Here is a 20575-nt window from a genome sequence, read left to right on the forward strand (position 1 = left end):
CGCCACCGCACCCGACGTCCCGCCGTTGTGTACCAACCGGACGGTACAGTACACCCGAGGGCGTCCCGACGGCCCTCCGCCGGCTCCTCCGGGCGGGGAGAACCACCATCCGAGCGCACACGGAGGTCCACGTGCCGATCAGCAACAGGAACATCCTCGTCTCCGGGGGCGGCGTGGCCGGAAGCGCGCTGGCCACCTGGTTGGCCCAGCGGGGCTTCCGACCCACGGTGGTGGACGTCGCTCCGGGGCCGCGCCCGGAGGCCTGTCCCGCCGAGGTCTCCCGCCAGGGGATGGCCCTCCTGGACCGGATGGGCGCGGGCGAGAGGGTCCGCGCCCTCGGCTCACCCGTGACCGAGGTCCGCACCCACGTCAGCGGACGCCGGGAACCCACCTGCGTGCCCGGGGACCCCGGGACCCTGGTCGTCCGACACGAGGACCTGGTCGGCGCCCTGCGGGAGGACGAGGGCCGGGTCGAGTACCTTCCCGGCGACGGGATCACCGCGCTGAAGCAGGACGCGGACGGCGTCGACGTCACCTTCGCGCACGCTCCCGCACGCAGATTCGACCTGGTCGTGGGCGCGGACGGCCCGTACTCACCCGTGCGGGGGCTCGCCTTCCCCGGCCCGGACGAGAAGCGCCTGCGCTACCTCGGCACCAACACGGCGACCTTCGAGACCGACAACGTCCTCGGCACCGACAACGCCACGGCCTGGCACGTGTGGCCGCACCGGGGCTGCCTGGTCACGACCCTGCCCGGCGGCGACCGCGCTTCGGTCACCCTGGTGGTGCGCGAGCGCTTCCCGGTCGACGCGGACTCCCTGGACCAGGAGGCCCGGCGACGCTGGGTGGAGGAGGCCTTCGGCCGGGACGGCTGGGAGATGCCCCGGCTGCTGCGCGCCGCGCGCGAGGCCGACCTGCGCGTGGCGCCGTCCACCCAGGTGCGTATGGACGTGTGGGAGCACGGTCGCGTGGTGCTGGTGGGTGACGCGGCGTGCGCTCCCGACCAGCTGAGCGGACAGGGTCCGACGATCGCGCTGATGGGCGCCCTGGCGCTGGCGGGCGAACTGGTGTTCACGGAGGGCGACCACGGTCGAGCCTACTTCTCCTACGAGGCGGCACTGCGGCACTCCGTGCGCGAGGCCCAGACCGTGGCTCCATACGTGGTGGACAGCGTGGCCCCGGAGGCGGGGCGCTACGAGACGTGGATCCGGGAGCGCGCCGAACTGGCCCTGGCCCGGGGTACCCGGCTGATGGGGCGCCTCGGCATCCGCCCGCCCGTGGACGCGGTGGGCGGGGAGTTCGCGCTGGAACGCTACGCCTCGGTCCTCGACGGCTGAGGTTCCGGGGCCCTCCCGACGGGCGCACCCTGGTGTTCCGGGGTGACGCACGCGTGCGCTACGATAATGATTATCGTTTCCGCCCCAGGGAGGATCCCCCATGACCGTAGCGACACCCCTGCGCGTGGTCGTGGTCTCCGGGCTGCACCGGCTGGCCCGGCGCGGCACCGTGGACGACCTCGTCACCACCGTCCCCGGTGCCGTCACCCTCCACCACGACCTGGACGGGATCTCCGAGGGCGTCGTCCTCCGGGTCACCCGCGACAGGTGGGGCGTCCTGGACCGCGCTCCCGTCGACCTCGACCACCCGTGCGCCACCTGCGCGCTGCGCGAGGACCTGCTCCCCGTCCTGCTGGAGCTGGCCGCGCGCGGCGAGCACGGCCTGTGCGTGGTGGAGACCTGGGACGCGGTCGAACCCCGCTCCGTGGCCGAGGCGATCGCCGCGCGCGAGGAACTCCACCTGGCCGCCGTGGTCACCGCCGTCGACGCCGAACGCCTGCTCCCGGACCTGTCCAGTGTCGACGCCCTCTCCGACCGCTCCCTGGGCGTCGTCCCCGAGGACCGGCGCACCGTCGCGGGGGTCCTCTCCGGCCAGGTCGAGTACCCCACGGTGGTCACCCTCCACGGAGACCGCCATCGGGAGGAGGCCCGCGCGCTCGTCGAGCACCTGAACCCGGCGACCCTGGTGGTCCCGCCCGGGGGTGGCCTGGTCGCCCTCACCGAGGGGCGCTTCCGCCCCGAGGTCGCCGCGAACCGGCTCAACCCGACGTGGGCCCAGTACCGGGACGCGTCCGACGCGAGGGTCGGCACCGTGGTGTGGACCCGGAGACGCCCCCTGCACCCGGTGCGGCTGCACGAGGCCCTGGAGCGGATCGTCTCCACCGGACTGCGCGGGCGCGGCCGGATCTGGCTGGCCAGCAGACCCGACACCCTGCTGACCTGGGAGAGCCACAACGGCACCCTGGTACTGGAGAGCGCGGGCCCCTGGCTGGCCGCCCTGCCCGGCGCCGCCCTCGACCTGGTCTCCGACACCCGGCGCGCCTCGGCCTCCCTGGACTGGGACCCGGTGGTGGGTGACCGCCGCCAGCACCTGGCCGTCACCGGGGTGGACCTCGACGCCGACCGGCTGACGGACCTCCTCGACTCCTGCCTCCTCACCGACGAGGAGGCGGGGAGCCCCCTCGCCGTGGACCCCTTCGCCGACGCGCTCTAGCCCGCCGACCCGTACCGGTGGTGTCCGCCGTCGGCACCCACCGGTCCCGAGAACGGGGCCGACCGTTCGTGATCCGGTCGGCCCGAAGGGTTCCCGGGGTCCTCCCTCCCCGGAGCCCCCTCCCCCGCCCCGGGAACCCGCCTCCGCCCGGGGGCCCGGCCGGGAGCAACCGGCTCCCGCGCTCACTCCTTGGGCGGTGCCGTGCTGTCGCGTCGGACCAGACGGGTGGCCAGTTCCATCCGAGTGGTCTCGGGCTCGCCCCCGTTGACCAGGTCGAACAGCATGCGCGTGGCCATCTGCGCCATGTCCCGCAAAGGCTGCCGGACGGTGGTCAGCGGCGGGGTCGCCCACCTGGCCTCGGGGAGGTCGTCGAACCCCACCACCGAGACGTCGTCCGGCACCCTCAGGCCGCGTTCGTACAGGACCTCGTAGGCACCCCGGGCCATCTGGTCCGAGCCCGCGAAGATCGCCGTCGGCGGTTCGGGCAGGTCGAGCAGGACCTCCGTGAGCTCCTTGCCGGTCCCGGCCAGGAAGTCCCCGTGAGTGACGTAGCCGTCGAGCACGGGGAGCCCCGCGTCGCGCATGGCGCTGCGGTAACCGTCCACGCGGGCCCTGCTGCACATGACGTCCGGCGGGCCGGCGAGCATGGCGACGCGCCGGTGACCGAGGCCGATCAGGTGCTCGGTCGCGGTCAGACCACCGTCCCAGTTGGCGGCGCCCACCGCCGGGGTCTCCCGCGCGGGGTCTCCGACGGGGTCGACGAGGACCACGGGGATCCCCAGCGCGTCCAGCTGGTCCTGCTGCTGGGGGGAGAGCTCGGACAGCACCAGCACCACCCCGTCGGAGCGCCGGTCCTGGATGTTGTCGAGCCACCTGCGGCCGGGCCTGCTGCGCTTGCGGTCGTGCACGGCGGAGACCACGACCCCGAATCCCGCGTCGTGCGCGACCTCCTCGACCCCGGTGAGGATCTCCATGGCCCAGGGGCTGCCCAGGTCCAGGAAGACGAGGTCGATCAGCCCGACCGGTCGGCGCTTGCGGTGACGCCGTTGCTGGTAGCGGTGCTGCTCCAGCAACCGCTCCACCTGGCGGCGGGTCTCGGCCGCCACGTCGAGATGACCGTTGATCACCTTGGAGACCGTCGAGACGGAGACCCCCGCCTCACCAGCGATCTCGGCCAGTGTGGGGCGACTCTTCGCCATGTGCCTCCTCGTCGTCGAAGACCGGTGTCCCGTGGTTCACACTGCGCTGGATTCTATCCCGAAAGTTTTCGGAACCGAACACCGCAACCTCCTCGCAATCCACACTCCCCTTGACGGAGGCACAGGGACGACTTAGCGTCAGCCTTCCGAAAGCTATCGGAAATCTTTCGAATACTTTCGGCACCCCCCGGAACAACGGAAGAACGGTGTACACGCCATGAGTCGCACCCACCGGACACGTGTGATCGGCAGTACCTCCCTGGCCCTCTCCCTCCTCCTCGCCACCGGCTGCGGCACCTCCGGCCCGGGTGGAGCCGACACCGTGCAGGTCTGGGCCCTGGAGGACGCGGCGGTCAACGAGATCGTCGAACGGGGCATCGAGGCGCACAACGCGTCCCATGACGTGCCCGCCGAACTCGTCACCTTCGTCAACGACGCCTACAAGCAGCGCCTCCAGGTGGCGCTCGGCTCCCCCAACGCGCCCGACGTGTTCTTCAACTGGGGCGGCGGCAACCTCGCCCAGTACGCCGACCAGGGCCGGGTCCTCGACCTCACCCCGGCCCTGGACGACAACCCCGGGTTCCGCGACGCCTTCCTTCCCAGCGTCCTGGACGTGGCCGCCATCGACGGCTCCTACTACGGCGTGCCCCTCCTCGGCGTGCAACCCGTCGTCATGTACTACAACAAGCCCGTCCTGGCGGCGGCCGGACTCCAGCCCCCGCGGACCCTCGCCGAGCTCCACGAGGCGATCGACGTCCTCCAGGCCGACGGCGTCACCCCGATCGTCCTCCCCGGCGCGCAGGGCTGGACCCAGCTGATGTGGTTCTCCTACCTCGTGGACCGGATCGGCGGCCCCGACGTGTTCCAGGCGATCGTGGACGAGGAGGAGGGCGCCTGGCGGCACCCCGCCGTCCTGGAGGCGATGGAGGCCTGCCAGGACCTGGTCGACCGGGGCGCCTTCGGCACCAACTTCACCTCCATCGACTACGACAACGGCAGCGCCTCCACCCTCCTGGCCACGGGCGAGTCCGCGATGTTCCTGATGGGCAGCTGGGACCTCGCCCAGCAGATGGACGCCAACCCCGAGTTCGTCGAGAACGGTGATCTCGGGTTCACCTCCTTCCCCGCCGTGGAGGGCGGGGCGGGGGACCCCGACGCGATCGTCGGCAACCCCAGCAACTACTTCTCCGTCAACAGCGACAGCGAGCACGCCGACGCGGCGACCGACTTCCTCGTCGAGACCATGGCCTCCGAGGAGTACGTGGCCGAACTCATCAGGGAGGGCCAGGTCCCCGCCGTCGAGGGCATCGAGGACCAGCTCCAGGAGAGCGACCACGCCGAGTTCGCCACCTTCACCCACGCACTGGTCTCGGAGGCGCCCACGTTCACCCAGTCGTGGGACCAGGCCCTGCCCCCCGCCGCGGCCGAGGCCATGCTGACCAACCTCCAACTGCTCTTCATCGGCGACGTCACCCCCGAGGAGTTCGCCGAGGACATGGAGCAGCGGTGAGGAACTCCGCCACGGTACGGCCCGGACTCCTCTGGGTCACTCCGGCCCTGCTGTTCTTCGGCCTGTTCGGCCTGGCCCCCGTGGCCGTCGTGGGGTACCTCAGCCTCACCTCGTGGGACGGGATCGGCACCCCGCAGTGGGTGGGACTGGCCAACTGGTCGGCGCTCCCGGGCGACGGCCAGGTCCGCGGCGGACTCACTGTCACCCTGACCCTGACCGCCCTGTGCTGGGCGACCCAGACCCCGCTGGCGCTGGCCTTCGGGGTGTGGGCGGCCGGTCCCCAACGCGTCCGGGCGGTGGTGAGCGCCGTCTTCTTCCTGCCGCTGCTGTTGTCCACCGCGGCCATCGCCCTGGTGTGGAAGGCCCTGCTGGACCCGAGCTTCGGCATCCCCTCCCAGGTCAGCGAGTGGTTCGCGCTGAGCCACAGCAACGCGCTGGGAGATTCCACACTGGCGCTGTACGCGATCGTGCTCATCCTGCTGTGGCAGTTCCTGCCGTTCCACATGCTCCTGTACCAGGCGGCCGCGCGACAGGTGCCGCGATCGCTCCACGAGGCGGCCGAACTGGACGGGGCCTCGGGTCTCCAGCGCTTCCTGCACATCACCGTGCCACAGCTGCGGCACACGATCATCGCGTCGTCGGTGCTGATGCTCGTCGGCTCGATGACCTACTTCGAGACGGTCCTGCTGCTGACCGGCGGGGGGCCGGGCAACGCCACCCGCATCCTGCCGCTGCACATGTACAACCAGGGGTTCGTCTCCTTCCAGATGGGCTACGCCAGCGCCATCGCGGTGCTGCTGGTGGTCCTGGGAACCGGACTGTCCCTGGCGGTGGTACGGGTGACCGGCTACTCCCGCATGACCAGCCAGAGGGAGGGGATGTGACATGGCGTCCCGAACCGGTGCGCGACCCGCGTACGCCTCGGGGATCGGCGCCGCCCTGTGGCTGCTGGTCGTGTGCGTGCCCCTGTACTACCTGGTCGCCACGAGTCTGCGCGGACCGGGCGACTACCTGTCGCGGGGACCGCTCTCCCTGCCCGAATCACTCACCCTGGACAACTACCGCAACGCCTTCGAGGTCGGGTTCCTCGGCTTCCTGGCCAACAGCCTGATCGTGGCGTCCGGAGCGATCCTCCTGGTCCTGGTGGTGGCCGTACCCGCCGCGTTCGCGATCGTGCGCGGGCGCAGCCGCGCCATCCGGATCAGCTTCACCCTGTTCCTCCTGGGGCTGGCGGTCCCGGCCCAGGCGGTGATCATCCCCATCTACCTGATCATCACCCGACTGCACCTGTACGACAGCCTGCCGGCGATCATCCTGCCGACCGCCGCGTTCACGCTCCCGATCTCCATCGTCGTGCTCACCAGCTCGCTGAGGGACGTGCCCGGCGAACTGTACGAGGCGATGGCGCTGGACGGCGCCGCGACCTGGCAGGTGTTCCTCCGCCTGGTCTTGCCGCTGTCACGGCCGGGCGTGGTGACGGTGGCGATCTTCGTCGGCCTCAACGCCTGGAACAACTTCATCTTCCCGCTGGTGCTCACCCAGAGCGAGTCCAACCGGGTCCTCCCCCTGGGGCTCTGGGCGTTCCAGACCCAGTACGGCACCGACGTCCCCGGCCTGATGGCCGCCGTGGTGCTCTCCACCCTCCCGATCCTGGCCCTGTACCTGTTCGGCCGAAGACACCTGCTGGGCGGCCTCGCCGCCGGTTTCGGCAAGTAGAGGACCACCCCACCGAAAGGCCGTGATGACGAACGCGACCATCACCAACCCCGTCCTGCCCGGGTTCCACCCCGACCCGTCGATCCTGCGGGTCGGCGAGGACTACTACCTGGCGACCTCGACCTTCGAGTGGAGCCCGGGGGTGCTCCTGCACCACTCCCGGGACCTGGTCCACTGGCGCCCCCTCGGCGGAGTCCTCGACCACGACCGGCTGCTCGACCTCACCGGCCACCGCGACGGAGCGGGTGTGTGGGCGCCGTGCCTGTCCCACAAGGACGGGGTGTTCCACCTGATCTTCACCGACGTGGAGAACTACGCCGGAGGCTTCTGGGACACGCCCAACTACGTGACCACCTCCCCCACGCCCGACGGGCCGTGGAGCGACCCCGCGCCGATCCACTCGATGGGCTTCGACCCGTCCCTGTTCCACGACGAGGACGGCCGCAGCTGGGTGGTCAGCAGCCTCATGGACTGGAGGCCCGGGCACCACGCCTTCGCGGGGATCGTGCTCCAGGAGCTGGACACCGAGTGGATGCGCCTCCTGGGCGAGCCGACGGTGGTCTTCGAGGGCACCTCGGCCAGGGTGACCGAGGCCCCGCACCTGTACCGGGAGGACGGGTGGTACTACCTGGTGACCGCCGAGGGAGGGACGCAGTGGGACCACCAGGTGACGGTGGCGCGGTCCCGGGAGATCACCGGCCCCTACGAGGTGGACCCGGCCGGGCCCACGCTGTCCTCCCGGCGGCACCCGTCACTGCCCCTGCAGAAGGCCGGGCACGGGAGCCTGGTCAGCACCCCGTCGGGTGAGTGGTTCCTGGCGCACCTGACGTCCCGCCCGCTCACCGAACGCGGCCGTTGCGTGCGCGGTCGCGAGACGGCCCTGCAACGCGTGGACTGGGTGGACGGCTGGCCCCGGGTCCGCGACGGGGTGCCGCACGTGGAGGTCGAGGGACCCGCGCTGGAACCGCACCCGTGGCCGGAGGTGCCCGCGCGGGACGACTTCGACGCGCCGGTGCTGCGCCCGGAGTGGAGCACGCTGCGGCGGCACGTGGACGAGGAGTGGCTCTCGCTGACGGAGCGCCCCGGCCATCTGCGGGTCCAGGGCGGACAGTCGCCCTCGGGCACCCGCGGCCCCAGCCTGGTGGCGCGACGGGTCCAGCACGAGCGGTGCGCGATGGAGACGGTGATGGAGTTCTCCACCCACACCTTCCAGCGGATGGCCGGACTGACGGCGTACTACAACATGCGGCAGTGGCACTACCTGCGCGTCGGGTTCGACGAGCGGGAGGGCCTGTTCGCGGGGGTGCTCAGCTCGGACCGGGGCCGGGTCCGCGAGTCCGGTGAGCGGATCGACGTGCGGGGCTGGGAGCGCTTTCACCTGCGCGCGGAGATCGACGGGGCCGAACTGGCGTTCGCGCTCTCCCCCGACGGCCGCGACTGGACTCCCGTCGGCGGGGTCCTGGACGCCAGCATCCTGTCCGACGACTACGCCGCCGAGCGCGCGGCCGACGGTGAGACCGCCACCATCTGGGGATTCACGGGCGCCTTCCTCGGGCTGTGGGTCCACGACCTGACCGGCACGGGCTGCCACGCCGACTTCGACCACGCCACCTACCAGGGATCCTGAGAATCGGACGGGGAGTGCCGGACGGGCACTCCCCGTCCGGCACTCAGAGCCGGTCGAGCGCGTCGAGCTGCGCGGCGTTCAGACGCAGGCGCCGCAGTTCGTCGAGCAACCCCGCGAGCCTGCCCTGGGGAACCCGCACGCCCGCGAGTGACGACAGATGCGGGCGCAGCGCGTCGGCGACGTGGCCCCGCGCCGTCTCGTCGGCGTCGGGAGCGAGTGCGACGAGAGCGTCGATCGCGGCGAAGAACGAGGGGGCGTCCCTCAGACCGCCGATCGCGGCGAGGCCCTCCTCCACCACCGAGGTGTCCCCGCCGGACAGGTGCACGACGAGGGTGGCGATGTCGGAGTCGAGCCTGGCGGCCTCCGTCGGCAGGCCCGACGCCCGGTGCACGGCGGCGAGGGCGCCCACCACCCCGTCAGCGGACTCGGGCTCCCGCCACTGCTCGCGCAGGGAGCGCACGAGTTCCCGTTGGGTCCGCAGACGCGACATCCGGGCCTCGATGTCGGCCTCCACCCGGTCCAGGACCGCGACGGCGGACGCGTCCTCGTCCAGTGCCTCCCCGACGTCGGTGAGGCCGACGCCCGCCTCCACCAGGTGCCGGATCCGCAGCAGCCGGACCAGGTCGTCCGCCGTGTACCGCCGGTACCCGTTCACCGACCTCGGCGGCTCGGGCAGCAGTCCGATCTGGTGGTAGTGGCGCACCGTCCGCACGGTCACCCCGGCCAGGTCCGCCAACTCGCGTGTGCGCATCTTCTGGGCCTCCTTGACTACGACGCTACGTCATGGTTTGGGATGGTCCGCATGAACGCATCCGCCGCACCCTCGTACGTACACGCCCTGCGGTCCAGGCCACAGGTCTGGCGCACCCTCCTGGCCTTCGCCACGGGTCTGGGGGCCCTTCTCGTCGTGCTCCTCGTGGCGGCCGTCCCCGCCGGGATCGCCCTGGACCGTCTCCTCGGCTTGGAGCCCTTCGACCCGGCCGACCCGAGTTTCACCGTCGGGTTCTGGCTCGCCGGGAACCTGCTGCTCGCGGCGTTGATCCCCGTCTCCGGCCTGGCCCAGTGGGCGATCTACCGGGAGCGCCCCGGGTGGCTGTCGTCGGTCACGGGCCGGTTCCGCTGGGGGGTGCTGGCCCGCGCCGCGACCGTCGTGCTCCCGCTCTGGGTGGTCTACACCGCCGTGCTGCACCTGGTCATGCCGTTCGGGACCCCCGAGTTCACGGCGGCGACCCTCACGCTGGCGATCGTCGCGATCGTGGTCGTCCCCTTCCAGTCCGCCGGTGAGGAGTACCTGTTCCGCGGGCTGCTCTTCCGAGCGGTCGGCGCGCGCTTCCGCCGCCCGGGCTTCTCCCTGGCCGTCGCCACGTCGGTCACCGCACTGGCGTTCGGCGCGATCCACGGTTCCCTGGACGCCTGGGCGCTGGGCTACTACGTCGTCGCCGGGGTGTGCCTCGCCCTGGTGACGCACCGCACCGGGGGCCTCGAATCAGCGGTCCTGGTCCATGCCGTCAACAACACCGTGCTGATGGTGTCGGTGATCCTGGCCGATCAGCTGGATGATCTGGCGGTGGTGACCGGCCCGGTCCTCGTGGTGCCGATGATCGTGATGGTCCTGGCCACCCTGGGCCTCTGGAAGCTGGCCCCGGGAAGAGAGCCCGCCCAGGCGGTCGCGCCCTGAACCCACCCCCGCGTCGCGCGGAGCACCAAGGGGAGCCCGATCGTGACCGCCACCGATGGGGACCATCCCCGCATGCGCGGGGATCACCCTCTTTGACCTGCGACGCTGTGGAGCGAACCCGGCGGAATCTGCAAGTTGTCGAGAAACGGACTCCGGCGACAAACACCCCAGAGAGCACCTGAGTTCACTGTCGGCGGTGGCGTCAACACCCAGTCTCCCGCATCGCACCGACCATCGGGACGGCTAACCGCCCAGGGCCAGGCTGACGCCCAGGGTGAGCATCACGGCCGCGATGATCCCGTCCAGCACCCGCCAGGCGCCGGGGCGGGCGAAGACCGGGCGGAGCAGCCTCGCGCCGAAGCCCAGGGCGAAGAACCAGAGGAAGCTCCCGGCCACCGCCCCACCCGCCCACCACCAGCGGGCCTCCCCGGCCTGCTGGTTGGCGACCGACCCGAGGAAGACCACCGTGTCCAGGTACACGTGCGGGTTGAGCCAGGTGAGCGCGAGGGCGGTGAGCACCGCCGCCCTGAGCCCGGTGGACCGGGTCGCCAGCGCGGTGCCCGCGCCCCGTTCGGCTTCCGCCGGGGCGGGGGCGCCCTCCGCCGGGACCAGGACCTCGGCCCGTCCCGGCCGCAGGGCCCGGTGGGCCGCCAACAGGCCGTACACCACGAGGAAGCCCGCACCCAGGAGGCGGACCACCACCATCGCGGTGGGCATCGCCTCGACCAGGCCGCCGATGCCCGCGACTCCGGCGGTGATGAGCGCCGCGTCGGAGACCGCGCAGACCAGCACCACAGCCAGCACGGCGGAGGGTCTGCCGTCGATGCCGAGGCGGAGCAGGTACGCGTTCTGGGCGCCGATGGCCACGATGAGCGCCAGTCCGGTGCCCAGGCCCATCAGTGCGGGAAGGAGTGTCTCGTTCACTGGGAAAGCGTCCACCATGAGGACCCGTGCAGTAAAGCTACACTTTCTCAGATCCCCTTAGGACTTCTTATGACTGCACGTCAGGAGCGTACGATGCCCTTCCAGTTCGACCATCTGCGCACCCTGACCGCCCTGGTGGAGGAGGGCACCTTCGAGGCGGCCGCCCGACGTCTGCACGTCACCTCCTCGGCGGTGTCGCAGCGGGTCCGGGCGATGGAGCAGGCGGCGGGCCAGGTCCTGGTCCGCCGCACCAACCCGGTCCTGCCCACCGAGGCGGGCGACGCGGTCCTGCGCCACGCCCGCCAGGTGCTGCTCCTGGACCAGGAGGTGCGCTCGGAGCTCCGGAGCGTCGGCCACGAGCGGGGGCACGCGCGGGTGCCGCTCGCCGTGAACGCCGACAGCCTGTCCACCTGGTTCCTGGAGGCCCTGCCACCCGGGCTGGGCGCCGTCTTCGAACTCCACCGGGAGGACGAGGAGCACACCACGGGCCTGCTGAGGTCGGGAGCGGTGATGGCGGCGGTGACCTCCACTCCGGAGGCGGTCCAGGGCTGTTCCGTCGAACCCCTGGGCAGCCTGCGGTACCAGGCCGTGTGCGCCCCGGACTTCGCGGAACGCTTCGGCGCCACCGACCCCCGGCGCCTCCCGGACGCGCCGATGGTGAACTTCGACCGCAAGGACGACCTCCAGGACCGCTTCCTGCGCGACCTCACCGGCGGCGGCTCACGGGGGCCGACCCACTACGTCCCGGCTTCGGAGGACTTCGCCCGCGCCGTCCTGCTGGGCTGGGGCTGGGGTGTGATCCCCGAGCAGCAGTGCGCCGAGGGCCTGGCGTCCGGGGCTCTGGTGCCGCTGGCCCCGGAGCTCCCGGTGGAGGTCCGGCTGTACTGGCAGCGCTGGAACCTGCGGTCACCGCTCCTCGACGAGGTCACCCGGCACGTCCGTGCCGGGGCCGCCGCCCACCTGCGTCCGGTGTGAGCGGTCCTCAGGGTTTTCCCACGGTGCTCTCCCTGGGGACGAGGGCGAAGCCCGGCTGGACCCGCCGGGGCGGGATCGCGCCCCCCGGACCCTCGGAGAGGCGTTCCAGGAGCGCGTCCGTGGCGGCCCGGGCGATCGCCCGCTTGTGCGGGGCGACGGTGGTCAGGGTGGTGGTGCAGTACCGGCCGTCCTCGATGTCGTCGAAGCCCACCACCGCCACGTCCTCGGGGATGCGCAGACCGCGCTCGGTGAGGGTGCGCATGGCGCCTATGGCCACGAGGTCGTTGTAACAGAACACCGCGTCCGGGCGGACCCCCGAGTCCAGGAGGCGGGCCATCGCCTGGGCTCCGTCCTCACGGGCGTAGCCGTCGGTGACCGCGACGAACGCGTCGCCGGTGGGCCGCCCGTGCTCCGTCATCACCTCGCGCCATCCCTGGAGCCGCAGGTGGGCGGTCTGACGGGCACGCCCGTGCCGGGCTCCGAGGAAGGCGATCCGCCGTCGGCCGATCTCCACCAGGTGGGCGGCGGCCGTGCGAGCGGCGGCGACGTTGTCGATGGCGACGTGGTCGTGGGGGGCGTCGTACTCGCGCTCTCCGAGCAGCACCAGGGGCGCGTCGCTCTCGCGGGCGAGCAGGTCCTCGTTCTCCAGTTCGATGGGGCTGAGGATGAGCCCGTCGATCACCCGGGCCCGCAGCCCCTGGGCGAAGAGCACCTCCTGGTCGCGGCGCCCTCCGGTGTGGTCGAGCAGCACGATGTAGTCGAGCCCGCCCGCGTACTCGATGACGGCGTCCGCGAGTTCGGCGAAGTAGGGGTTGCCGAGCTCGGGCAGGGCGAGGGCGATCATCCCGGTCCTGCCCTTGCGCAGGTGGCGGGCGGTGAGGTTGGGGCGGTATCCGAGCTCGTCGATGACCCGCTGGACGCGCTGGCGGGTCTCGGGGGTGACGTGCCGGTAACCGTTGACGACGTTCGACACGGTCTTGACCGACACCCCCGCCCGTAGCGCGACGTCCTTCAGGCTGATGCCCACTCGCTTCCCCTTCCGGGCCGCTGCACCCAGGGCCGTTGAGTTTTACATCGTTATACAACACGGGTGCGGGCCCTGCACAGCGATGCTGACGGGCCCGTTTCACCGACACCACAGGGCTTGGGTGTTCCCCCGATGTCCAGCGGGTTTCCGTTCAGGGTCTGGACAGGACTCCTTGATCGTGCTGTCATCTTGGCTAAGTCAGGTTTCCCACGTTGTAAAAAGCGGGGGTGGCGCTGCCTCGTGCAGGTCCTCCCGCACCACTCGACACGGAGAACCCCCATGAGACGTCAACCCCCCGCGTCCCCGACTCCCCCACCGCCCCGCCGGACCGTCCGCGCGACCGCCCCCGTTCTGGCCGCGTTCCTGACCGCCTCGGCACTGGTCGCGCTCCCGGCCGCCGCCTCGGCCGAACCCCGCCTGGAGACCCCCTGGACCTCGGAGGTCTCCCCGGACAACGCCCTGCCCGAGTACCCGCGTCCGCAGATGGTGCGCGAGGACTGGGAGAACCTCAACGGCCTCTGGCAGTGGGCCCCCGCCGAGGAGGGCGAGGACCCGCCGTTCGGCACCGACCTGGACGGGGAGATCCTGGTCCCCTACCCGGTGGAGTCCGCCCTGTCCGGCGTGGAGGAGCACCACGACCGCCTCTGGTACCGCCGCACCGTGGAGGTGCCGGACTCCTGGGACGGTGACCGCGTCCTGCTCAACTTCGGCGCCGTGGACTGGGACTCCGAGGTGTGGGTGAACGGCACCTCCGTGGGCTCCCACCAGGGCGGATTCGACAAGTTCTCCTTCGACGTCACCGACGCCCTCCAGGAGGGTGAGAACGAGGTCGTCGTGGGGGTCCACGACCCCAGTGACGAGGGTGAGCAGGCCGTCGGCAAGCAGCGGCTGGAGCCCGGCGGCATCTGGTACACCACCTTCACGGGGATCTGGCAGACGGTGTGGATGGAACCGGTCTCCGAGGCCCACGTCACCCGCCTGGACATCACCCCGGACGTGCCCGGCGAACGGGTCGAGGTGGTGGTCAACGCGACCGGCGCCGAGGGCACCGAGGCCACCGTCACCGTCCGGGACGACGAGGGCACCGAGGTGGGCTCGGCCAGCGGCGACCCGAACTCCGCGATCACCGTGCCGGTCCCGGACGCCCGCCTGTGGAGCCCGGACGACCCCTACCTGTACGACGTCGACGTCACCCTCACCTCCGGCGACGAGGTCCACGACGAGGTAGCGGGCTACACCGGGATGCGCTCCATCGAGACCGGGGAGGTGGACGGGGTCCTGCGCCCGCTCCTGAACGGCGAGTACGTGTTCCAGGTGGGCACGCTCGACCAGGGCTACTGGCCGGACGGCGTCTCCACCGCACCGACCGACGAGGCCCTGCGCTTCGACATCGAGTCGCACAAGGAACTGGGCTTCAACACCATCCGCAAGCACGTGAAGGTGGAGCCGGACCGCTGGTACTACTGGGCCGACCGGCTCGGAGTGATGGTCATGCAGGACATGCCGTCGATGTCCGGTGACCCGAGCCAGGCCGGGCGCGACCAGTTCGAGACCGAACTGCACGCCCTGGTGGACGAGCACCGCAGCTTCCCGTCCATCGTCAACTGGATCGTGTTCAACGAGGGCTGGGGCCAGTACGACGGCGACGTCCGCCTCACCGAGGAGGTCCAGGCCTCCGACCCCTCCCGCCTGGTCACCGGCGCCTCCGGCTGGCACGACACCGGCAACGGGGACATCGTCGACTCCCACATCTACGTCGGTCCGGGCGACCCCGCTCCGGTGGAGGACGAACGGATCTCGGTGCTGGGCGAGTTCGGCGGCTACAACCTGCCGGTGGAGGGCCACGAGTGGAGCCCGGGCGACGGGTTCGGCTACGAGGACATCAGCGACGGCCACTCCCTGGCCACCCGGTACACGGGCCTGATGGCGGGCGTGCAGCGGCTGGAGCGCACCCACGGGCTGTCCGCCGCGATCTACACCGAGATCACCGACGTGGAGACCGAGCTCAACGGGTTCTGGACCTACGACCGCCGGGTGCTCAAGGTCGACCCCGAGATCGTCGCCCGGGCGCACGCGCGACTGCTGGCCGGGGAGCCGGTCGGCGGCGTCGCGGAGGTACCCGTGGAGGAGAACCTGTCCCTGCGGGTCACCACGCCCGGCCACGAGGACCGCTACCTCGCCCACGAGGGCGGGCTCGGCGTCACCACCCCGGTCGACGACGGCAGCCCCGAGGCCGACAGGACCGCCGCCACCTGGCGGTTCGTGCCCGGCCTGGCCGACGACCAGTGCCTGTCGCTGGAGTCGGTGGACCACCCGGGCGAGTACCTGCGGCACGCGGAGTCGCGGGTGAGCCGGGAGCCCGCCGACGGTTCCGGGCTCTTCGAACAGGACGCCACCTGGTGCGCGGTGCCCGGACTGAGCGGCGAGGGGATCTCGCTGCGCTCCTACAACTTCCCGGACCGGTACCTGCGCCACTACGACTCCGAGCTCTGGTTGTCCGGGGCGGGCACCGTCGGCGAGGACCGCGACACCGCCGAACACTACGACCACGACACCTCGTGGTCCGTGGAGTCCCCCTGGGCTCCCTGACCCGACCCGAGTGAGCCGAACCCCCTCCCCGGGGCGCCCCCGACCCGGCGCCCCGCTCCCCCACCCCTGCGCCGACTCCCCCGTCGGCGTCCCCTCGACCCGGGCGGAGACCGGACATGAACGAACACCACACCCACCACACCGGTGCGGGAGCGCTCCCCCGCCCCCGTCGGATCCTGCTGGCCACCGCCGCCGTGGGCGCGGCACTGGCGCTGGCCGCCACCGGCTGCGCCCGGGGCGAGGACGACGCCGCGGGGAACACCGCCACCGGGGACACCGAGGGCCAGGCCCAGGTGCTGGACGAGGCGGCCAGCGGGGGCGATACCTGCAACGCCGGGGACCACGGGATCGAGCCCTTCGAGCTCACCGACAGGAAGGTCGGCTTCTCCCAGTCCGAGGCCGAGTCCAACCCCTTCCGCATCACCGAGACGCAGTCCATCAAGGACGAGGCCGCCGCCCGGGGGATCGACCTCATCACCTCCAACGCCCAGTCCGACTTCTCCCAGCAGATCAGCGACGTCCAGGACCTCATGTCCCAGGGCGCGGAGGTGCTGATCATCGCCCCCCTCAACTCCGACGGCTGGAAGCCCGTCCTGGACCAGGCACGCGCCGACGCCGTCCCGATCATCACCGTCGACCGGCCCATCAACGGCACCGCCTGCGAGGACTACGTGACCTTCATCGGGTCCGACTTCGTGGAGCAGGGCCGCCGCGCCGCCGACCAGATGATCGACGCGCTGGGCGGCGAGGGCGAGGTGGCCATCCTGCTGGGCGCACCCGGCAACAACGTGACCACCGACCGCACGAGCGGCTTCCTGGAGCGGATCGAGGCCGAGGCCCCCGGGATCGAGATCGTGTTCCAGCAGTCCGGCGACTTCACCCGCGAGGGCGGCCAGTCGGTGACCGAACAGCTCGTCCAGTCGCAGCCGGACATCTCCGGGATTTACGCGCAGAACGACGAGATGGGCATCGGCGCGGTCACCGCGCTCAACGGCGCGGGCAAGGCGCCGGGCGACGTCGAGATCGTGACGGTGGACGGCACCCGGGCGGCGGTGGAGTACATCGTCGACGGGTGGATCTCGGCGGTCGTGGAGTCGAACCCGCGTTTCGGACCGCTGGCCTTCGAGGCGGCCTCGGCCTTCGGCGCCGGTGAGGACGTCGGCACACAGCTGATCATCACCGACCGCGAGTACGACGCGGAGAACGCCGAGGAGGAGCTTCCGCATGCCTACTAGGCCGGGCGGGGCGCCCACACGCGCGGAGGAGGTGGGGCGGTGACCGTTCCGGTCCTCGACACCCGCGGGCTGACCAAGCGGTTCCCGGGCGTCCTGGCGTTGGACGGGGTGGACTTCGAGCTGCTTCCGGGCGAGGCGCACGCGTTGGTCGGAGAGAACGGCGCGGGGAAGTCCACCCTGATCAAGGTGCTGACGGGGGTGTACCAGCCCGACGGGGGCGAGTTGCGCCACCACGGCGAGCCCGCCCGGTTCGCGACGCCCCTGCACGCGCAGCGGGCGGGTATCGCCACCATCTACCAGGAGGTCGACCTGTTGCCGCTGCTGAGCGTGGCGCGCAACCTCTACCTGGGGCGTGAGCCGAAGCGGTTCGGGCTGATCGACTTCGCCCGCATGCACCGCGACGCCGCCCGGACGCTCGCGGACTACGGGGTGGACGTGGACGTGCGCCGTCCGCTGGGGACCCTGTCCATGGGCGCCCGGCAGATGGTGGCGCTGGCCCGGGCGGTGTCGGCGCGGGCCCGCGTGGTGATCATGGACGAGCCGACGTCGTCGCTGGAGCCGCGGGAGGTCGAGACGCTCTTCGGGGTGATCGAACGCCTGCGCGGGGAGGGTGTGGCGGTGGTCTACGTGAGCCACCGCCTCGACGAGCTGTACCGGGTGTGCGACCGCGTGACGGTGCTGCGGGACGGGCGTCTGGTGCACCGGGGAGCCATGGCCGACCTGGAACGGCTGCGCCTGGTGTCCCTGATGCTGGGCCGGGACATGGAGCGGGTGGAGCGCGAGGGCGCCACCACGTTCTCCGGGGACCGCGAGGCGTGGTCGGGGACGCCCGCGTTGGAGGCCGAGGGGTTGGGGGCCCGGCACCGGCTGCACGACGTGTCCCTGACCGTGCGCCCGGGCGAGGTCGTGGGGCTCGGCGGCCTGCTGGGGTCGGGCCGCACCGAGACCGTGAAGGCGATCGCGGGCGCGCTGCCGCTGGACGCGGGCCGCGTCTCGGTGGTGGGCGTCCCCCTGCGGACGGGGTCCACGGCGGCCGCGATCCGGGCGGGGGTGAGCCTGCTGCCGGAGGACCGCAAGCACGAGGGCATCGTCCCCGGTCTGTCCATCCGGGAGAACATCGCGCTCGCCGCCATGCCGGGGCTGAGCCGGTTCGGGCTGGTGTCCGAGCGGGCGGTCGACCGGGTGGTGGAGCGGTTCATGGAGCGGCTGCGGATCAAGGCCGTGGGGCCGCACCAGAAGGTGGAGGAGCTGTCCGGCGGCAACCAGCAGAAGGTGCTGCTGGCCCGGTGGCTGGCGCTCGAACCGAGGGTGCTGCTGCTCGACGAGCCCACGCGCGGGATCGACGTGGGCGCCAAGGCGGAGGTGCAGCGGTTGGTGGACGAACTGGCCGAGGAGGGGCTGGCCGTGCTGCTGGTCTCCTCGGACCTGGAGGAACTGGTGGAGGGTGCCGACCGGGTGGTGGTGCTGAGGGACGGCGCGGTCGCGGGCGAGCTGGTCGGTGACGAGGTCACCGAGGACTCCCTCCTTGCCGCGATCGCCCGGGGCGGTGGGGAACCGTGAACCTCACCCTGCGGGGGCGCCCCCGCGTGGGCCGGGAACACGTCCTGCTGTGGATGCGGGACTACGGCGTGTACGTGGGCGTGGCGCTGGTCGTGCTGTTCAACGTGGCGTTCACGCCGCACTTCCTGACCTTCGAGAACTTCCGCACGCAGGCCGTGCAGGTCGCCCCGGTGCTGATCGTGGCCCTGGGGATGGCGCTGGTGATCGCGACCGGCGGCATCGACCTCAGCGTGGGTTCGGTGATGGCGCTGTCGGCCGCGATGATCTCGCTGTACCTGGGGTACGGACCGCTGGTGGCCGTACTCGTCGCGGTGGGCGTGGGAGCGCTCGCCGGGGCCGCCAACGGTGTCCTGGTGGCCTTCGCCGGTGTGCAGGCGATCATCGTGACGCTGGCGATGATGATCGGCGGACGGGGGCTGGCCCTCGTCCTGCTGCCGCAGCTGGACGGCGTCCGCAACCCGGACCTGCGGGAGCTGGGTTCGGGATCGTTCCTGGCCGTCCCCTACGTGGTGTGGATCGCCGCGCTGCTGGTGGCGGTGGTGGCGTTCCTGGTGCGCCGGAGCGTGTTCGGCCGGCGGCTGGTGGCGGTGGGCGGCAACCGCCGGGCGGCGGAGCTGTCCGGGCTGCCGGTGCGCCGGGTGCTGCTCGGCGTGTACGCGCTGAGCGGGGCCCTGGCGGCGGTGGCCGGGGTGCTGGTGACCGCGAGGTTGCAGGCCGCCGACCCGAACTCGGTGGGCGTGCTGATCGAACTGTCGGCGATCACGGCCGTGGTGGTCGGCGGCACCCCGCTGACGGGCGGACGGGTGCGGATCGCCGGGACGGTGGCCGGGGCGGTGCTGATGCAGCTGCTCGTGGCCACGCTCATCAAGCACGACCTGCCGCCGTCGTGGACGCAGATGGCGCAGACGGCCGTGATCATCGGCGCCGTCTACCTGGCCCGGGATCGGGGGAGGACATGAGGACCACCGTGGACGGGGCGGGGCCGCGCGTCGGCGGCCGGGAGTCGGCCCGGGGTGTGCCCTGGCGTGAGCTGGCCGCGCGGCACGGTGCCCTGGTGGTGCTGTTGCTGGTGGTGGCGGTGGCCGGGGCGAGCCTCGACGGGTTCCTGGCCCCGGGGAACCTGAACCGGATCGCCGTGAGCGCGTCGTTCCTGGCGGTCATCGCTCTGGGCATGACGTTCGTGATCATCACCGGTGGGATCGACCTGTCGGTGGGCACGGTGTTCGCGCTCGGCGGGGTGCTGGCCGCGTGGGCGTCGCGGTACGGGGAGCTGGCGCTGATGGCGGTGCCGCTGGCGGTGTGCGGTCTGATCGGTCTGCTCAACGGGGTGCTGATCGCGCGGGCGCGGCTGGCCCCGTTCATCACCACCCTCGCGACCATGCTGGGCGCCTGGGGACTGATGCTGTCGGTGTCCGACGAGGGCAACACCACCTACCTGGTGGCGGACGGGCTGGCCCTCTCGGCGCTGGTGCACGGGAAGCTGTTCGGGGTGCTCGGGTATCCGTTCCTGCTGGTCGTGGCGGTGTTCGTGATGGGCGGCCTGGTGCTGCGGCGCACCACGGTCGGCCAGCACGTGTACGCGGTGGGCGGGAACGAGCGGACGGCCGCCCTGATGGGCGTGCCGGTGGCGCGGACCCGGATCGCGGTGTACACGTTCTCCGGCCTGTGCGCGGGCACGGCTGGGGCCCTGAACGCGGTGTGGCTGGGCTCGGGGGTGACGATCTTCGGGATCGGCACGGAGCTCCAGGCGATCTCGGCGGTGGTGATCGGCGGAACCCTGCTGACCGGCGGATACGGGTTCGTGGGCAGCACCCTGGTCGGGGTCCTGCTGCTGGGGGTCATCCAGAACGTCATCAACGCGGTCGGTTCCCTGACCTCGGCGTTCCAGGAGGTGGTCAGCGGCCTGTTCCTGATCACCGTGGTGCTCGTGCAGCGGCGCCTCAGCAGGGGACGCGACCCCGGCTGAGGCGGTCGGCGCGCGTGGC

At 71.8% G+C, this 20575-nt stretch carries 17 protein-coding genes; 13 read left to right on the forward strand and 4 right to left on the reverse strand.

Annotation, left to right across the window (positions count from 1 at the left end; genetic code table 11):
* Positions 1-131: 131 nt before the first annotated feature.
* Positions 132-1337 carry an FAD-dependent monooxygenase gene (locus ACFW3L_RS00925; RefSeq protein ID WP_378734900.1) on the forward strand — a complete coding sequence of 402 codons (1206 nt, stop codon included), beginning with the start codon at positions 132-134 and terminating at the stop codon, positions 1335-1337.
* 100 nt (positions 1338-1437) lie between these two features.
* Positions 1438-2550 (forward strand): CobW family GTP-binding protein, encoded by a 1113-nt coding sequence (locus ACFW3L_RS00930; RefSeq protein WP_378734902.1) that lies wholly within the window; start codon positions 1438-1440, stop codon positions 2548-2550.
* 182 nt (positions 2551-2732) lie between these two features.
* On the opposite strand, the gene ACFW3L_RS00935 is transcribed toward ACFW3L_RS00930, so the two are convergent.
* On the reverse strand, positions 2733-3749 hold the full coding sequence (locus tag ACFW3L_RS00935) for a LacI family DNA-binding transcriptional regulator (RefSeq protein WP_378734904.1): 1017 nt from the start codon (positions 3747-3749) through the stop codon (positions 2733-2735).
* A gap of 217 nt (positions 3750-3966) precedes the next feature.
* Between ACFW3L_RS00935 and ACFW3L_RS00940 the strand changes: the two genes are divergently transcribed.
* Genes ACFW3L_RS00940 through ACFW3L_RS00955 form a run of 4 tightly spaced genes read left to right on the forward strand, consistent with a single transcriptional unit; the run spans position 3967 to position 8602 of the window.
* Positions 3967-5259 carry an extracellular solute-binding protein gene (locus tag ACFW3L_RS00940; RefSeq protein ID WP_378734906.1) on the forward strand — a complete coding sequence of 431 codons (1293 nt, stop codon included), beginning with the start codon at positions 3967-3969 and terminating at the stop codon, positions 5257-5259.
* On the forward strand, positions 5256-6143 hold the full coding sequence (locus ACFW3L_RS00945) for a carbohydrate ABC transporter permease (RefSeq protein WP_378734908.1): 888 nt from the start codon (positions 5256-5258) through the stop codon (positions 6141-6143). Before ACFW3L_RS00940 ends, ACFW3L_RS00945 begins: the two co-directional genes overlap by 4 nt.
* 1 nt (position 6144) lies before the next feature.
* A complete protein-coding gene (locus tag ACFW3L_RS00950; RefSeq protein ID WP_378734910.1) occupies positions 6145-6975 on the forward strand; it encodes a carbohydrate ABC transporter permease in 831 nt (276 codons plus the stop codon).
* A 25-nt stretch (positions 6976-7000) separates the two neighbouring features.
* On the forward strand, positions 7001-8602 hold the full coding sequence (locus ACFW3L_RS00955) for a glycoside hydrolase family 43 protein (RefSeq protein WP_378734912.1): 1602 nt from the start codon (positions 7001-7003) through the stop codon (positions 8600-8602).
* 43 nt (positions 8603-8645) lie between these two features.
* On the opposite strand, the gene ACFW3L_RS00960 is transcribed toward ACFW3L_RS00955, so the two are convergent.
* The gene (locus tag ACFW3L_RS00960; RefSeq protein WP_378734914.1) at positions 8646-9353 is read right to left on the reverse strand and encodes a MerR family transcriptional regulator; all 708 of its coding nucleotides are present in this window, start codon (positions 9351-9353) and stop codon (positions 8646-8648) included.
* 51 nt (positions 9354-9404) lie between these two features.
* On the opposite strand from ACFW3L_RS00960, the gene ACFW3L_RS00965 reads away from it, so the two are divergent.
* The gene (locus tag ACFW3L_RS00965) at positions 9405-10280 is read left to right on the forward strand and encodes a CPBP family intramembrane glutamic endopeptidase (RefSeq protein WP_378734916.1); all 876 of its coding nucleotides are present in this window, start codon (positions 9405-9407) and stop codon (positions 10278-10280) included.
* A 243-nt stretch (positions 10281-10523) separates the two neighbouring features.
* Here ACFW3L_RS00965 and ACFW3L_RS00970 read toward each other — a convergent pair whose 3' ends face one another.
* Positions 10524-11204, reverse strand: a complete 681-nt coding sequence (locus tag ACFW3L_RS00970; protein WP_378734918.1) for a LysE/ArgO family amino acid transporter — start codon at positions 11202-11204, stop codon at positions 10524-10526.
* A 93-nt stretch (positions 11205-11297) separates the two neighbouring features.
* Here ACFW3L_RS00970 and ACFW3L_RS00975 point away from each other — a divergent pair, with 93 nt between their 5' ends.
* Positions 11298-12179, forward strand: a complete 882-nt coding sequence (locus ACFW3L_RS00975) for a LysR family transcriptional regulator ArgP (RefSeq protein WP_378734920.1) — start codon at positions 11298-11300, stop codon at positions 12177-12179.
* A gap of 7 nt (positions 12180-12186) precedes the next feature.
* On the opposite strand, the gene ACFW3L_RS00980 is transcribed toward ACFW3L_RS00975, so the two are convergent.
* On the reverse strand, positions 12187-13236 hold the full coding sequence (locus ACFW3L_RS00980) for a LacI family DNA-binding transcriptional regulator (RefSeq protein ID WP_378735361.1): 1050 nt from the start codon (positions 13234-13236) through the stop codon (positions 12187-12189).
* A gap of 249 nt (positions 13237-13485) precedes the next feature.
* Between ACFW3L_RS00980 and ACFW3L_RS00985 the strand changes: the two genes are divergently transcribed.
* From ACFW3L_RS00985 to ACFW3L_RS01005, 5 genes are all read left to right on the forward strand, one after another.
* A complete protein-coding gene (locus tag ACFW3L_RS00985) occupies positions 13486-15795 on the forward strand; it encodes an AbfB domain-containing protein (protein ID WP_378734922.1) in 2310 nt (769 codons plus the stop codon).
* Positions 15796-15911: 116 nt separating this feature from the next.
* A complete protein-coding gene (locus tag ACFW3L_RS00990) occupies positions 15912-17030 on the forward strand; it encodes an ABC transporter substrate-binding protein (RefSeq protein WP_378734924.1) in 1119 nt (372 codons plus the stop codon).
* A 39-nt stretch (positions 17031-17069) separates the two neighbouring features.
* Positions 17070-18590, forward strand: a complete 1521-nt coding sequence (locus ACFW3L_RS00995; protein WP_378734926.1) for a sugar ABC transporter ATP-binding protein — start codon at positions 17070-17072, stop codon at positions 18588-18590.
* Positions 18587-19549: an ABC transporter permease gene (locus ACFW3L_RS01000; protein ID WP_378734928.1), complete on the forward strand. Its 963-nt coding sequence runs from the start codon at positions 18587-18589 to the stop codon at positions 19547-19549. Before ACFW3L_RS00995 ends, ACFW3L_RS01000 begins: the two co-directional genes overlap by 4 nt.
* Complete coding sequence (locus tag ACFW3L_RS01005; protein WP_378734930.1) at positions 19546-20556, forward strand: ABC transporter permease; 1011 nt, start codon at positions 19546-19548, stop codon at positions 20554-20556. Before ACFW3L_RS01000 ends, ACFW3L_RS01005 begins: the two co-directional genes overlap by 4 nt.
* The last annotated feature ends 19 nt before the right edge of the window (positions 20557-20575 follow it).

This window comes from Nocardiopsis sp. NPDC058789, assembly GCF_042745575.1.
Taxonomy (GTDB): Bacteria; Actinomycetota; Actinomycetes; order Streptosporangiales; family Streptosporangiaceae; genus Nocardiopsis; species Nocardiopsis eucommiae.

Excerpts from the sequence above, each read along its gene's own strand:
- ACFW3L_RS00930 (WP_378734902.1), top strand. The coding sequence starts at position 1,438 with ATGACCGTAGCGACACCCCTGCGCGTGGTCGTGGTCTCCGGGCTGCAC.
- ACFW3L_RS00935 (WP_378734904.1), bottom strand. The coding sequence starts at position 3,749 with ATGGCGAAGAGTCGCCCCACACTGGCCGAGATCGCTGGTGAGGCGGGG.
- ACFW3L_RS00940 (WP_378734906.1), top strand. The coding sequence starts at position 3,967 with ATGAGTCGCACCCACCGGACACGTGTGATCGGCAGTACCTCCCTGGCC.
- ACFW3L_RS00950 (WP_378734910.1), top strand. The coding sequence starts at position 6,145 with ATGGCGTCCCGAACCGGTGCGCGACCCGCGTACGCCTCGGGGATCGGC.
- ACFW3L_RS00955 (WP_378734912.1), top strand. The coding sequence starts at position 7,001 with ATGACGAACGCGACCATCACCAACCCCGTCCTGCCCGGGTTCCACCCC.
- ACFW3L_RS00960 (WP_378734914.1), bottom strand. The coding sequence starts at position 9,353 with ATGCGCACACGCGAGTTGGCGGACCTGGCCGGGGTGACCGTGCGGACG.
- ACFW3L_RS00965 (WP_378734916.1), top strand. The coding sequence starts at position 9,405 with ATGAACGCATCCGCCGCACCCTCGTACGTACACGCCCTGCGGTCCAGG.
- ACFW3L_RS00975 (WP_378734920.1), top strand. The coding sequence starts at position 11,298 with ATGCCCTTCCAGTTCGACCATCTGCGCACCCTGACCGCCCTGGTGGAG.
- ACFW3L_RS00985 (WP_378734922.1), top strand. The coding sequence starts at position 13,486 with ATGAGACGTCAACCCCCCGCGTCCCCGACTCCCCCACCGCCCCGCCGG.
- ACFW3L_RS00990 (WP_378734924.1), top strand. The coding sequence starts at position 15,912 with ATGAACGAACACCACACCCACCACACCGGTGCGGGAGCGCTCCCCCGC.
- ACFW3L_RS01005 (WP_378734930.1), top strand. The coding sequence starts at position 19,546 with ATGAGGACCACCGTGGACGGGGCGGGGCCGCGCGTCGGCGGCCGGGAG.